Source organism: Xanthomonas maliensis, assembly GCF_009192945.1.
GTDB lineage: Bacteria > Pseudomonadota > Gammaproteobacteria > Xanthomonadales > Xanthomonadaceae > Xanthomonas > Xanthomonas maliensis.
This window is the reverse complement of the sequence record NZ_NSET01000006.1, coordinates 177204-192042: the sequence shown is the minus strand read 5'-3', so window position 1 is coordinate 192042 and position 14839 is coordinate 177204. Positions and strand designations below refer to the sequence as shown.

The window sequence follows — 14839 nt, the reverse complement described above, 5'->3', positions numbered from 1 at the left end:
CCGCCGGCGATCAGCATCGAACGGCCCTTGTCCATGGCGACGTTGGCCGCCGCATAGGCGGTCGCGCCGCGGGTGCGCTGCCGCTCGGCATAGGCATTGATCGCGTCCTGCCAGTTTTGGGTCGCCGGGGCGGCCTGCTGCATCAGCACCTTGAGTGCAGCGTCGGCCTGGTTGTTCATGCCAAGATCCAGCACCTTCTGGTTGACGATGCGGGCCTTCTCGCGCGTTTCGTCGATCCGCCGGCGCATCTCGGCGCCGGCGGCATCGGATGCCGGCACCGCATACAGCGTGTCGTGTGCCTGGTCGTAGCGCTGGCGCTGCTCCTGGATGATCTTGGCGAAGCCGATATTCTCCTCCTGCGTGGTCGGCAGCACGATGTTGCGCAGCTGGACGGCGATGGCCGAGCTGGCAGCGCGCATTTCGCTGGTGTAGGTGAGGAAGCTCATGTTGCGCTTGACGATCGAGTCCATGCGCTCGCGTGCCTGCGCCAGGGTCATCAGGCCTGCGACGACCAGGCCGCAGGACAACAGAATAAGAAGGCCGAACGCGGCGGAAAGGCGCGTGCCGACGTTGTAGCGCTGGAGAAATCCGATCATCGGGACACCTGGTAGCAAAGGAGAGGACATGGGCGGTCGAGCGCAAGCGACGGCAGCCGGACATCGCGAGCGGACGCCTGGCGAGCACTTGGGCATATGGGATATGCGCGCCTCGCCTGGATTCCGCGGCCTGTAACGGCGTCCTTGCGGCTTCCTTGAGTCCGCTTTTCACGAAGCGTTGGGGATCGCCTCATGGATGTGCAGCGGGCGAGAAGGCCCGGATGGAGTCGCACGCACGTCCTCGATCGACAAAACTCTGCCAAATCAACGGTCGGGGTCGAAGATGCGCCTCCAGCCGACGCGGTGTGGGGCTTGTGTGGGGTGGAGCACGCTTTGCGTCGAACCCCGATCCCGTTATCGGGAAATTCCTGACGTGCCGTCGCGCGTTGGAGGTGTCCCGGATAGACGGCAGACCCCGGCGGGTCGGCTGGCGGCTAGGCAGGGTGTTCCGAACAGCCGTCGCCTGATCAGGCGGTGGTCGTCATCAGCCGAGGCCATCGCCCGGCGGGCGATGCCTGACGCTGGTGTCGGTCGACGCGCCGCGGCCCGGAAGGGGCGCAGCAATTGGCGCGTGGGCCGGTTCTACTGGTTGGCGAGGCCGACGTTACGGCACCGCAGCACCAGTACTGCAGGCATCGGTGGGCAGCGCCCACCGATGCCCTCCTGCTGGATCAGAACTCTTCCCAGCTGGTGTCGCTGCCGGCCGATGCGACCGCACGTGGCTTGGCGGCGGCGCTGGCGCTACGGCCAACCGCAGCCAGCTTGGCGCGCACCGGGGCGGTGACCTTGGGCGCCGGTGCCGCACGCACGCTGGTGCTGGCGTTGTTGTCGGTCTTGAACACCGCCACCGCTTCGGTCAGCTGGGTGGCCTGGTCTTCCAGGGCGCGCGCCGCGGCGGTGGCTTCTTCCACCAGCGCGGCGTTCTGCTGGGTGGTCTCGTCCATCTGGGTGACGGTCTGGTTGACCTGCTCGATACCGGCAGATTGCTCCTGCGACGCGGCGGAGATCTCGCCCATGATGTCGGTGACCCGCTGCACGCTGGCCACCACTTCGCCCATGGTCTTGCCGGCGCTGTTGACCAGCACCGAACCGGCGGTCACCCGCTCCACCGAGTCGGCGATCAGATCCTTGATCTCCTTGGCTGCGCCCGAGGAACGTTGGGCCAAGGTGCGGACTTCCGAGGCGACCACGGCGAAGCCGCGACCTTGTTCGCCGGCACGCGCGGCTTCCACCGCAGCGTTCAAGGCCAGGATATTGGTCTGGAAGGCGATGCCGTCGATGACGCTGATGATGTCGGCGATCTTCTTCGACGACGCTTCGATGCCGGCCATGGTCTCGACCACCTGGCCGACCACCTCGCCGCCCTGTGCCGCGACGGAGGCTGCGCCGATGGCCAGTTGGTTGGCCTGGCGGGCACCTTCGGCATTTTGCTTGACGGTGGAGGTGAGTTCTTCCATCGAGGCAGCGGTTTCCTCCAGGTTGGCGGCCTGCTGCTCGGTACGCTGCGACAGGTCCTGGTTACCGGCCGCGATCTCGCTGGCGGCGCCCTTGATGGAGATTGCCGATTGCTTGATATGACCGACGATCTGCGCCAGCTGGCTCGCGGTGGCGTTGGCGTCGTCGCGCATCTGCGCGAACACGCCATTGAACTCGCCATGCATGCGGGCAGTGAGGTCGCCGGCGGCGATGGATTGCAACAGCGTCGACAGCGCCTGCAGGTTGCCATCGGCGGTGGACATCAGCTGGTTCAGGCTCTCGACCATCACGCGGAAGTCGAACTGGAACTGCTCGGCATCGCCGCGGGCGCTGAAATCGCCCTTGGCGGCCGACTGTACCAGCTGCTTGATCTCCGAATTCATCGTCGACAGATTGCGTTTGACCTGATCCATCGCCTCGGTGATCGCGGCCTTCTCGCCAGGCAGGCGCTCCATGTCCTGACTCAGGTCGCCGATCGCATAGCGTTCGATCAGGCGCAGGGTCTGCATCTTGATGCCGATATGCGCGGCGACCAGCGTATTGGTTTCGTGCGCCAGGCGACCGAAGTCGCCCGGGAAGGCCTCGGCGTTCATGCGGTAGCTGATCTGGCCTTCGTCATGGCGCTTGGCCATGTCGAGCTGGGCGGCGATCAGGCTGCGCAACTGCTCCTGCATCTTGCGCATCGCGGTGAGCAAGCGGCCGCTTTCGTCGGTGGCCTGGGTGTCGACGTCGTTGTCCAGCTTGCCGCCGGCGATCGCTTCGGCGGCGCGGGTGGCGCGGCCCAGCGGCAGGGTCAGGCTGCGGGTGATCAGCACGCCGAGCGCACCGCTCAGCAGCAGCACCAAGGCGGTACCGGTGATCAGCAGCTTGCGTGAGGTATCCATCGACTTCAGCGCCGCCGCTGAGGCTTCCTCGGCCAGCTTGTCCTGCAAGGTGATGTTCTCGGCGATCTTGTCCTGCCATTGCTGCATGGCAGGTGCCGCTTCCTTCAGTAGCAATGGCAGGGCGGTGTCGCGATCGCCGGACTTCGCAAGTTCGATCACCTTGTCGTTAAGTCCTTTCACCACCGCGCGGCGGCGGTCGATCTCGGCTCGGATCTCTGCTCCGGCCGGCGACGCGGGCATCGCGTAGAGCGCATCGCGGGCCTTGGTGTAATCGGCACGTGCAGCCTGGATGTTCTCGGCAAACTTGCGGTTCTCCTCATCGCTGGTCGGGAGCACCAGATTGCGGACTTCCGCCGCAATCACGTAATTCGCATTGATCATGTCGTTGGACAGGCGGATCTTGGTCATGTTCTGGCTGACCAAGGCATCCACCAGGCTGCGAGCGGAGGTGAGACCGCGGTAGCCGATCAAGGCAATCGCGGCCGACAGCAGGATCAAAATGGCGAACGCGGCGGCGAGCCGCGGGCCGACGTTGTAGCGTTGTAGGAATGCGTTCATGGCGGGTCCTGTCTCGGGGCCAAGGTGGATGAGGTCATGCGTCGCACAAGAACCGGGACGTGCTCCCTGCGACTTTTTTAGTTAGCGGCCCTTCACGTATTTCTCTGAATACCTTTTGTCAGAAAGGGCATACGGTGACAAAAATCAACAAATTGATGCGTTCGCTTGTGCGCTTGTGTTCGGCTAGTTGCGGGATCGGAAAACAAAAAACCGCGCTACCCAAGTAGCGCGGTTCTCAAGTGAGGTCCCGCCGGGCGGAGCGTCGCGGTCGATCAGAACTCCGCCCAGTCCGCCTCGCTGGCCAGCGCGTTGGCGCCCTGTGTCATCGGCTTGGCGGTCACCCGGCGAGGCGTTGCCTTGACGATGGCCGATGCCGGTGCGGTCGCGACGATGCTCGCCACCTGCGCACGCGACGGAGCGCGTGCCGCCACGGTGTCCCCTGTCTCGCTCAGACGGAACAGCGCGACCGCTTCACTGAGCTGCTGCGCCTGATCTTCCATCGAACGCGCCGCGGCGGTGGCTTCTTCGACCAGGGCGGCATTCTGCTGGGTGGCTTCGTCCATCTGGGTGACGGTCAGATTGACCTGCTCGATCCCCGAGGACTGTTCCTGCGAGGCGGCAGAAATCTCGCTCATGATGTCGGTGACGCGCTGCACCGAGGACACGATCTCGGCCATGGTGGTACCGGCCTGCTGCACCAGCGCCGAGCCTTCGGCGACCTTGCCGACGGAATCGTCGATCAGGCTCTTGATCTCCTTGGCGGCATTGGCCGAGCGCTGCGCCAGCGTCCGCACTTCGGAGGCGACCACCGCGAAGCCGCGACCCTGCTCGCCGGCACGCGCGGCTTCCACCGCGGCATTCAAGGCCAGGATATTGGTCTGGAACGCGATGCCATCGATGACGCTGATGATTTCGGCGATCTTCTTGGACGAGGTTTCGATGCCGGACATGGTGGTGACCACCTGACCGACCACTTCGCCACCATGCGAGGCCACGCCCGCTGCACCGATCGCCAGCTGATTGGCCTGGCGCGCATGATCGGCGTTCTGCTTGACAGTGGAGGTCAGTTCCTCCATCGAGGCGGCGGTTTCTTCCAGATTGGCGGCCTGCTGCTCGGTACGCTGCGACAGATCCTGGTTGCCCGCGGCGATTTCCCCGGCAGCGGTGTTGATCGCCAGCGTGGAATGCTTGATGCGCCCGACGATGTCGGTCAACTGCTGCACGGTGGTATTGGCATCGTCGCGCAGGCGGGCGAACACGCCGTGGAATTCGCCGTCCATGCGCGCGGTGAGGTCGCCCTCGGCCACTGCGCCCAGCAACTGCGACAGCTTGCCGAGATTGCGGTCGCTGACTTCCATCATCGAGTTCAGATCGGCCACCATCACCGCGAAGTCGTACTTGAAGCGCTGCGCATCGCCGCGCGCACTGAAGTCGCCAGAGGCAGCCGCCTGCGCCAACTGCTTGATCTCGGTGTTGATCGACAGCAGGCTGGCCTTGGCGGCGTCCATGGCTTCGTGCAGCACCGCGCGGCTGGCCGGCAGGCGACGCGCATCTTCGCTCAGGTCGCCCTGTGCGTATTGATTGAGGATGCGCACCGCATCGACGATGGCATCGAGATGCTCGAAGATCATCGTGTTGATGCCGATGGCGAGGTTGCCGTACACGCCGGGGAAATCTTCCGGCATGCGATGGGTGATGTCCTCGGCCGCATGCAGGTGCGACATGCGAGCGGTTTCGTCGGAGAAGCGGCGCAGCATCTGCGTCATGCCGCCGGTGGCGGTCAGCATCTGGCCGATCTCGTCCTTGCTGGTGGTGCCGATCTGCACGCTCAGGTCGCCACGCGACACCGCCTGGATCGCGCCCAGTGCCCGCGACAGCGGCGTGGTGATACCGCGCGCGATCAACCAGCCGAAGGTGATCGACAACGCCGCCATCAGCATCGTGCCCAGCAACAGCACCAGGCTGGTCAGCTTGAACGAGCCGGCACTGGCGGCCACCATGTCGTTCAGCGCCTTGGACTGCTGCGCGTAGAGCTTGTCGACCGAGGCGAACAGCTCCTTGCGGATTTCGCCCGATTGCTTGCGCGAGAACTCCATCGCCTTGCTGCGATCGGGCAACGGGTACAGCTTGCGCAGCTCGACGTTCGCGGCGAAGTAGCGCTTGCTGGCATCGACCAGCTTGGCGTACTCGGCACGCAGCGGCGAATCGGTGCCCAGCTTGGCTTCCAGCGCCTGCTGCGTCTGCCGGTATTTGCCCTGGATCTCGTCCATGCGCTGGAAGAAGTAGTCGTAGCGCTTGGGGTCGTCGAGATTGACGAATTGACCGACTTCATAGACGCGGAACTCGCCGGCAAAGCCGCGCAGTTCGGACAGGCGACTCAGCACCGGCACCATGTCTTCGTTGATCAGGGTGGTGTCCTGCTGCATCTGCTTCATGCGGACATAGCCCAAGCCACCCAGCAGGGCCGTCAGCACGGCGCTCAGGCAAAACGCGAACATCAGTTTGCGGCGGATGGGCCAATCGTTGAACTTTTTCATGTCTTGCTCCAGGGGCGTGGCGCATACGGTGATGCTGGGCGGCGCATGGCGTGTAACGCCGTACGCGTGCTCGTCGTCGCTGCCGTCCGCCGTCGTGGGGAGGGGAGTGGCGGCGACATGGACGCCGGTCATCGATCGGTCCATGCAGGGCGACAGTGCTGCTGCATCGCTGGACACTGCACAGCGACGCTTCCTCACTAACGGCAATGGGTGGGCATTCTTGACCGGCAACCGATCAGCGGAGCTGACGCAGTCATCGGTGCGAGGCAGCGGTCACGTAATCGATCGGGCGTGCTTGGCAATGCTGCCGCGCAACGACAGCCGTTGCGGTGCGGAGATAGCGGACTCAAGCGGCAACAGGAGCAGGCACCTGGTTCAGCCGAAAGGTCGAGACGGCGGCCGTGAGGTGGCGCGCCTGGTCTTCCATCGCCCGTGCAGCAGCGGTGGCTTCTTCGACCAGGGCGGCATTTTGCTGGGTCCCTTCGTCCATCTGCGCGATGGTGCGGTTGACCTGCTCGATGCCGGCAGACTGTTCCTGCGAGGCGGCGGAGATCTCGCCCATGATGTCGGTGACGCGCTGCACGCTGGCCACGATCTCGGCCATGGTGGTGCCGGCCTGGTGCACCAGCGCCGAGCCTTGCGCGACCTTGCCGACCGAGTCGTCGATCAGCCCCTTGATCTCCTTGGCAGCGGTGGCCGAGCGTTGCGCCAGCGTGCGCACTTCCGAGGCGACCACGGCGAAGCCACGGCCCTGTTCGCCGGCACGCGCCGCTTCCACCGCGGCATTCAAGGCCAGGATATTGGTCTGGAAGGCGATGCCATCGATGACGGTGATGATCTCGGCGATCTTCCTGGAGGCGGTTTCGATGCCGGACATGGTGTCGACCACCTGGCCGACCACCGCGCCGCCCTGCGAGGCGACACCGGCCGCGCCGATCGCCAACTGGTTGGCCTGACGCGCGCCCTCGGCGTTCTGCCGGACGGTGGAGGTCAGTTCTTCCATCGAAGCGGCGGTCTCTTCGAGACTGGCGGCCTGCTGCTCGGTACGCTGCGACAGATCCTGATTTCCGGCCGCGATCTCGCCGGCAGCCAAGTGGATGCTGGAAGCGGCCTGCTGGATATCGCCGATCACCTTGGCCAGCTGCACCGCCGTGCGGTTGGCATCTTGCTGCATGCGGGCGAACACGCCGGCGAACTGTCCCTGCATGCGCGCGCTCAGGTCGCCGTCGGCCAGCGCAGACAGCAGGCGCGAGACCTCGGCGACGCTGGCGGCATTGGTGTCGAGCAGGGCGTTGAGCTGTTGCGCCAGCAGCAGGAAGAACCCGTGCTTGCCGCGGTCGTCGATCCGGCCCGACAGATCGCCGGCGGCGGCGCCGCGCACCACTTCCGCGACCTCGCGCTCGACATTGGCTTCATTGGTGCGGTCGCGCCATTCGCAGACGAAGCCCAGATGCGCGCCTGCGGCATCGCGGATGGCCGACACTTCCTGGGTGATGCAGGCATTGCGGTAGTGCACTTCGCGCTGCGCCGAACCTTGCCGATCCAGGCGCTGATAGATTTCCGCGTCCTGCGCATTGCCGACTTCCAGCAGCGACACCGGCTGGCCGATCAACGGCGTGGAACGCTCGAATGCCGGCGCGCAGGCATGGATGTCGTCCGCGTGAGTCTGCAGCAAGGTCTGCAACGCGGCGTTGGTGTAGATGATGGTCAGATCCGGATCGGCGATGTACATGCCGGTGGACGCATTGTCGAGCGCGGTGCGGATGCGCAGGTTTTCGGCGGCAATGCTGCGCTCGCGCTCCAGGCGTTCGCGCAGATCGCGTTGCATGCGTGCCAACGCGGCCATCAGGCTGCGCCCATGCTTGGCCGCGACCGGAATCGGTTGGTCCAGACGACCTTCGGCGATGTGTTGCGCTGCCGCCATGGCGACCTGGGGTTCGCCGCCGAGCAAGCCGAACACCGAGCGCAGGATCCATCCGGCCGCCACTGCCAGGCACACGAACGCCAGCACCACCGCGCTGCCTTGCTGCCACATGACGCGCTGGCTGTACTGCTCCGCCTGGCGACGGTTGCTGTCATTCACCGCCAGGATGCGATCGCTGATGCTGCCCATGCGGGTTTCGAGCTGGCTGAATTTCTCGTTGAATTGCGTATAGGCAGCGCCGGTGTCGGCATGCGTCTGCGCCAGGCTGATCACCTGTTGCGCCGCTGCGATATAGGCCTGCAGCGCGGGAGCGACCGCTTCCAGCTCCTGGCGCAGCTCCGGAGCGAGCGGCAGCTTGCGGTTGGCGGCCACCGCCTCGCGAAACGTGTCGGCATGCTCCTTGAGGGATGCCGCTGCAGCGGCGATGCCGTCGTTATCCTGTCTGGATGCGGCAAGCAGCGCGGCAGTGACATCGCCGCGCAAGGCATCGTGCATCATGTCGGCCTGCATATGGTTGCGCAGCGCGTCGGACGAGACCACCTGCACGGCGATCGCATCGAGCAAGCCGCGCTGGCCGTTGTAGCCGACGCCGCCCAGCGCGAGCAAGGCCAACGCGGCGACCAGCACCAACACGCCCAGCATATGCATGATCTTCATGATGCGGTCCAGTTAGAAGCGGATAGACAGGCCGACGCCGACGGCGTGGTCGGGCGAAGTGTCATTGAGGCCGTAGCTGTAAATTGCATCGAGTTGCACATCGTTGCTGAGCAGCCAGGCCGAGCCGACGTCGAATAGCGCCTCGGTTCCACCATGGTCGCTCGCGGCGATCTGCGGCAGCGCCACCTCGACGAACGAACGCAGCTTGTCGTTCCAGGACTTGCCCAGCACTGCGCCGAAGATGCCGGCGACATAGCGTCGCCCCTCGTCGTCCTTGTCCCAGGCAACGCCTGGCATCACACCAGCGGAAATGCTGTCGCTGAGCTCCCATTCGGCCACCATCCGGAACGAGGGGCGGGCGCCGTCGCCCCGCAGCGCCTTGGCGCCGGTGGGTAGGTCGACGTGCAATAGCCAGGCCAGCGAGGTCTTGCCATCGTCGGAGCTGGCGAGATGATGCTTGACGCCCAGCGAGACATCGGACATGCCGCTGGTATCGCGTGGTCCCGGGATGTCGATATGTTGCCAACCATCGGTTTCCAGTCGCAATTCCCAGGTCTGCCCAAGTCCATAGCGGAATAGCGTGGGAGCGGAGTAACTGTTGATCGATGCATCGCGTTCCCATGCGGCGCTGGTTTCCACCTGCAGCCGATGGTTGCCGACCGTCTTGCTGGATTCGACGAAATCCGGACGATCGGTGGCGATCGGCTCTTCGGCGCTGGCCTCTCCGATGGCGCCCAGCAGCGCAAGGCAGCTGAAAAGAACGGTCGATTTCATGGCGTCTCCGTACCGCGCGAATAGGCGATGCATGCCACGACCTGCAACGTCTGCAAGAGCGCATGCATGCGTAAACGGCTGCTGCGCAATGCAGTCAGCCGATGTCATCCATGCTAACGGCAACGCCAGTTAAATCTTTAAGGACAACGACCAGTGGAGAGCCAGCGTACGCGTGCGCCAAGCGTTGCGTTGATGAAGATATGCGCTGAGAACGCTGGTCTGCGCTTGTGCTCGGTTGTACTGAATGCGTGAGCTGGCGCCCCGCGCATGCAATGCGGGGCGATAGTTATGCTTGCGCTCGGTTGATGAGGGCTGCGAGACGGAGCTGGACGAGGCATCCACCCGGTCGATGTGCCGGCAATGACGATCGTTGCCGGCGCAAGGAAGCGCGTGGGCGAGGCACGCCGCCGACCGAGGTCAACGTGTGGTTGCAGGACGCGTGAGCGCTGGCTGCGCGCGCGTGCCGGGCAGTGGAGCGGCGGCAGACCGCATCGGTGCTGTGGCCTTGCCCAGGTTGAAGACCGCCACCGCGGTGCTCAATTGCTGCGCCTGTTCTTCCATCGCGCGTGCCGCGGCAGTGGCTTCCTCGACCAGCGCCGCATTCTGCTGGGTGGCTTCGTCCATCTGGGTGATGGTGCGGTTGACCTGCTCGATGCCGGAGGACTGTTCCTGCGAGGCAGCGGAGATCTCGCCCATGATGTCGGTGACACGCTGTACGCTGGCCACGATCTCGGCCATGGTGGTGCCGGCCTGGTGCACCAGTGCCGAGCCTTGCGCGACCTTGCCGACCGAGTCGTCGATCAGCCCCTTGATCTCCTTGGCAGCGGTGGCCGAGCGCTGCGCCAGCGTGCGCACTTCCGAGGCGACCACGGCAAAACCGCGACCTTGTTCGCCGGCACGCGCCGCTTCCACCGCGGCATTGAGCGCCAGGATGTTGGTCTGGAAAGCGATGCCATCGATGACGGTGATGATCTCGGCGATCTTCCTGGACGCGGTTTCGATCCCGGACATGGTGTCGACCACCTGGCCGACCACCGCGCCGCCTTGCGAGGCGACACCGGCCGCGCCGATCGCCAGTTGATTGGCCTGGCGGGCATTGTCGGCGTTCTGCCGGACGGTGGAGGTGAGTTCCTCCATCGAGGCCGCGGTTTCCTCGAGATTGGCCGCCTGCTGCTCGGTACGCTGGGACAGATCCTGGTTGCCAGCCGCGATCTCGCCGGCCGCGGCGTTGATCGCGCTGGCAGAAGAGTGGATGCCGGTGACGATCCCGGTCAGCTGGTCGACCGTGGCATTGGCATCTTCGCGCATGCGCGCAAACACGCCCTGGAACGTGCCGTCCATCCGGGTCGTCAGGTCGCCTCGTGCCAAGGCGCTCAGCAATGCGGAAATGCGCTCCAGGCCTTGCGAGGTGGTATCCAGCAGCTCGTTGAGCTGGCGGCCGAAGTCCAGATAGAAACCGCGCTTGTCCTGCAGGGAAAGACGCTGGGAAAAGTCGCCGAGCACGGCAGATTGCACCAGCGCGGCCACTTCGCGTTGCACGCCCACCTCGGCAGTGACGTTGCGCCATTGCAGCATGCTGCCGCTGCGTTGACCGTCGTTGCCGTACAACGGCATCGTGGTCAAGTCCAAGGTCACCGGACCGAAACTGTAGCGTTCCACCTCGGTGCTCTGCAGGGCACGCAGACGCTGCAGCCGATTGCTGCCCTCGGCGTCGCGGCCGAAGACATACTCCAACGGCTGGCCGACCACGGCGTCGGCGCTGAAGCCCGCTTGTCCCTTGGCATGGAACGCCGGCTCGCCTTGCTTGAACGCGGTGTGCAGGGCGCGGGTCATGAACACGGCGTTGTCCTGTTCGTCGGCCAGCAGCAGCTCCATGTCCGAATGCTCGAGCGCGGTGCGGATGCGCAGGTTCTCGTTGGCGATGGCGGCATCGCGTTCGATGCGCGCACGCAGATCCTGCTGCATGCGTTGCATTGCGCCCATCAAATGCCCGACCTCGTCGCGGCGGCGGACGACGATCTGGTTGTCGAGCGTGCCCGAGGCGATGGCCGTGGCCACCCGCGCCGCCGCGTCGAGCGGGCGCACGACCTGGCGTCGCAGCAAGACGAACAGGGCAGTGCTCAGCGCCACCGCCGAGCCCAAGCCGACCAGCAGGATGGTCCACAACAGATGATGCGCCTGCTGCATGATGGCAGCGTGCGGCACCAGCACGCCGAGCGCGAAGCGTTCCTGCGCCTTGCCGATCCGCAGCGGCACATAGGCACTCACATTGCCGGCAGCGTCGGGATCGAACTGGATCGCATCCTTGCCGGCGCCGATCGCCGCCATCGCGGCGCGATGGCGGGCATCGTCGGCGCGCTTGCCGATCCGCGTGCTGTCGCGCGAGGCGAGCACGATGCCATTGGGCGACAGCAGCTCGACCGATCCCACCTCCATCGGCCGCAGGCTGCCGAGGCGGGCCTGCAAGGCGGCCAGGGCGATGTCGACGGTGACCACGCCGAGGTAGCGGCCGTCCTGCTGGATCGGCGTGGACAGCGTGGTCATCAGCACGGTCTTGCCGCCGATCTGGTAGTCATAAGGCTCGGCAACGGTTTGCCGGCCCAGCGCACGCGGCTTGAGATTCCAGTCGCCCGATCCGGGTGTCTCGTAGTCGGTGAGCGGCTCGCGCACCAGGCGTTGGCCATCGCGGCCCCAATACGCCATGAAGCGTCCGCTGCCATCGTGACCGGCGCTACCGCGATAGGCGGTGTCCTGGCCATCGAATGCCTGCGGCTCCCACAGCGTGCCCATGCCCACCCACTCCGGATGGTTTTGCAACTGATCGTGCACGAGCGCCGCGGCGGTCTGACGATCGAGGCTGCGGTTGCCGCGCTGGACCAACAGCGTGGTGGCGACCGCCTGCCCAGTGGTCAGCGCCTGGTCCAGTTCGCTGGCGATCTGTTCGGCCTGCGCATGCGCCGCATTGCGCATGGTGATCTGTGCCGCGCCGATCAAGGCGCGGCTGCTTTGCCAATAGGTGATGGCCGCGGTGACGCCGAAGCACAGCAAGGCCGCCACCGCAGTGCCGAGCATCAATCGGAACGCCAGGCTGTTGCGGAAGCGCGAGGGTGCGGAGACGTCGATCATGCGGGCAGACCTGCAGCGATGGAACAGGGGTGGAGGGGAGGATCAGCTAAGGGCGGATGCGGCCTTGCGGCGCGGTGTGGCTGCGGCGCGTCCCGGTATCGCCGACGCAGCCACCGCGAGTCGGAACGACGACACCGCGTCTTCGAGCTGCTGGGCCTGTTGCTGCATGGCATTGGCCGCGGCAGTGGCTTGTTCGACCAGGGCCGCGTTCTGTTGCGTGGTTTCGTCCATCTGGGTGATGGTGCGGTTGACCTGCTCGATGCCGGCAGACTGTTCCTGCGAGGCGGCGGAGATCTCGCCCATGATGTCGGTGACGCGCTGCACGCTGGCTACGATCTCGGCCATGGTGGTGCCGGCCTGGTGCACCAGTGCCGAGCCTTGCGCGACCTTGCCGACCGAGTCGTCGATCAGCCCCTTGATCTCCTTGGCAGCGGTGGCCGAGCGTTGCGCCAGCGTGCGCACCTCCGAGGCGACCACGGCAAAACCGCGGCCTTGTTCGCCGGCACGCGCCGCTTCCACCGCGGCATTCAAGGCCAGGATATTGGTCTGGAAGGCGATGCCGTCGATGACGGTGATGATCTCGGCGATCTTCCTGGAGGCGGTTTCGATGCCGGACATGGTATCGACCACCTGGCCGACCACCGCGCCGCCTTGCGAGGCGACACCGGCCGCGCCGATCGCCAGTTGATTGGCCTGGCGGGCATTGTCGGCGTTCTGCCGGACGGTGGAGGTCAGTTCCTCCATCGAGGCCGCGGTTTCCTCGAGATTGGCCGCCTGCTGCTCGGTGCGCTGCGACAGATCCTGGTTGCCAGCCGCGATCTCGCTGGTCGAACCAGTGATGGCCTGTGCGGCATGCTGGATGCGGCCAACGATGCCGGCCAGTTGGGTGGCGGTGCTGTTGGCATCGTCGCGCATGCGCGCGAACACGCCATGGAACTGGCCTTCCATTCGCGCCGTCAGATCGCCTTGCGCCAATGCTTCGAGCAACTGCGACAGCTTGCCGAGATTGCGGTCGCTGACGTCCATCATCGCGTTGAGGTCGTTGACCATGCGGGCGAAGTCGTGCTCGAAGCGGCCAGCGTCACCACGCTGGCTGAAGTCGCCATTCGCCGCTGCCTGCGCCAGCTGCTTGATCTCGGTGTTGATCGACAACAGGCTGGCCTTGGCCGCGTCCATGGCCTCGTGCAGGACGGCACGTGTGCCCGGCAGGCGTGCCGCGTCGCGCGACAGGTCGCCACGCGCATAGGCATTGAGGATGCCGATGGCGTCGACGATGGCATCGAGATGCTCGAAGATCATCGTGTTGATGCCACTGGCCAGCTCGCCATAGACGCCCGGGAAGTCGGTCGGCATGCGGTGGGCGACGTCTTCGCCAGCGTGCATGTGCACCATTCGCTGGGTCTGGGCGGAGAACCGCTCCAGCATGTGCACCATCTCGTCGGTGGCCTTGAGCATCTGCGCGATCTCGTCGCTGCCCTGTGCCGAGGTGCGCACGCTCAGGTCGCCGCGTGCCACACCCTTGATCGCCGCCAGTGCGCGTGCCACCGGATCCAGCACCGAGGTGCCGATCAGCCAGCCCACCAGCAGGTTGAGCACGACCAGCACGCCGCCGGCCAGGGTCATGATGCCGGTGAAGATCAACGCCTGCGACTGCGTATCGTCCAGATAGACGCCGGTGCCGATCACCCAGCCCCAGGGCTTGTAAAGGCCGGCATAGGACGTCTTGGCGACGGGATCCTTCTCGCCCGGTTTGGCCCAGGTGTAGTCGACATAGCCGCCGCCGGCTTGCGCGGCGCGGACGAAGGCCGGGAAGATCTGCTTGCCATCCGGGCTCAGGATGTTGGTCAACGGTTTGCCGTTGAGATCCAGGCGGATCGGATGCATCAGCATGGTCGGTTGCTGATCGGTGACATAGATGTAATCGACACCGCCACGGGCGCGCATCGTCGAAAGCGTGTGCAGGGCGGCTTGCTTGGCGCTGGCTTCGTCCAGCTCGCCCTTGCGGGCGCGTTCGGCGTAGCCATCGACCACCGCCATTGCCATCTCGATCTGACTTTTGAGGCTGTCGCGGCGGGTCTGGGTGAGGTCCAGGTACTGCATGCGGGCAGCGAGGACCGCCAAGGCGACGATGCCTGCGGCAACCAAGGCGGTTTGCGCGAGAAACTTGCGTTTCAGCGGCACGTTGGACAACGCGTTGGCGAGTTGCGTCCTGAACGTCATGGCGTGCGATCCCCTTGGGAATGGGCCGGATATCTCCGGTAGCGACCGCATGCTATGAATATTGAGTGTCGTCGAGGCGATCTGCGT

The 14839-nt window shown here is 65.3% G+C and carries 7 protein-coding genes; all 7 read right to left on the bottom strand.

Annotated features, from left to right (window positions below; all coding sequences use genetic code 11):
* A partial coding sequence (locus CKY51_RS02590) for an MCP four helix bundle domain-containing protein (protein WP_211904851.1) occupies positions 1-596 on the bottom strand: 596 nt, incomplete at its 3' end.
* Between the two features lie 671 nt (positions 597-1267).
* Positions 1268-3514 (bottom strand): methyl-accepting chemotaxis protein, encoded by a 2247-nt coding sequence (locus CKY51_RS02585; protein ID WP_152248833.1) that lies wholly within the window; start codon positions 3512-3514, stop codon positions 1268-1270.
* Positions 3515-3786: 272 nt separating this feature from the next.
* Positions 3787-6051 (bottom strand): methyl-accepting chemotaxis protein, encoded by a 2265-nt coding sequence (locus CKY51_RS02580; RefSeq protein ID WP_152248832.1) that lies wholly within the window; start codon positions 6049-6051, stop codon positions 3787-3789.
* A gap of 346 nt (positions 6052-6397) precedes the next feature.
* On the bottom strand, positions 6398-8632 hold the full coding sequence (locus CKY51_RS02575) for a methyl-accepting chemotaxis protein (RefSeq protein WP_152248831.1): 2235 nt from the start codon (positions 8630-8632) through the stop codon (positions 6398-6400).
* A gap of 12 nt (positions 8633-8644) precedes the next feature.
* Positions 8645-9406 (bottom strand): transporter, encoded by a 762-nt coding sequence (locus CKY51_RS02570; RefSeq protein WP_152248830.1) that lies wholly within the window; start codon positions 9404-9406, stop codon positions 8645-8647.
* A gap of 417 nt (positions 9407-9823) precedes the next feature.
* Positions 9824-12532, bottom strand: coding sequence for a methyl-accepting chemotaxis protein (locus tag CKY51_RS02565; RefSeq protein WP_244952502.1), 2709 nt, complete (start codon positions 12530-12532; stop codon positions 9824-9826).
* A 42-nt stretch (positions 12533-12574) separates the two neighbouring features.
* A complete protein-coding gene (locus CKY51_RS02560) occupies positions 12575-14752 on the bottom strand; it encodes a methyl-accepting chemotaxis protein (RefSeq protein WP_152248829.1) in 2178 nt (725 codons plus the stop codon).
* Positions 14753-14839 lie beyond the last annotated feature (87 nt).

What these genes read in the sequence shown, in the direction of transcription:
- CKY51_RS02585 (WP_152248833.1), bottom strand. Translation starts at nt 3,514, where the DNA reads ATGAACGCATTCCTACAACGCTACAACGTCGGCCCGCGGCTCGCCGCC.
- CKY51_RS02580 (WP_152248832.1), bottom strand. Translation starts at nt 6,051, where the DNA reads ATGAAAAAGTTCAACGATTGGCCCATCCGCCGCAAACTGATGTTCGCG.
- CKY51_RS02575 (WP_152248831.1), bottom strand. Translation starts at nt 8,632, where the DNA reads ATGAAGATCATGCATATGCTGGGCGTGTTGGTGCTGGTCGCCGCGTTG.
- CKY51_RS02570 (WP_152248830.1), bottom strand. Translation starts at nt 9,406, where the DNA reads ATGAAATCGACCGTTCTTTTCAGCTGCCTTGCGCTGCTGGGCGCCATC.
- CKY51_RS02565 (WP_244952502.1), bottom strand. Translation starts at nt 12,532, where the DNA reads ATGATCGACGTCTCCGCACCCTCGCGCTTCCGCAACAGCCTGGCGTTC.
- CKY51_RS02560 (WP_152248829.1), bottom strand. Translation starts at nt 14,752, where the DNA reads ATGACGTTCAGGACGCAACTCGCCAACGCGTTGTCCAACGTGCCGCTG.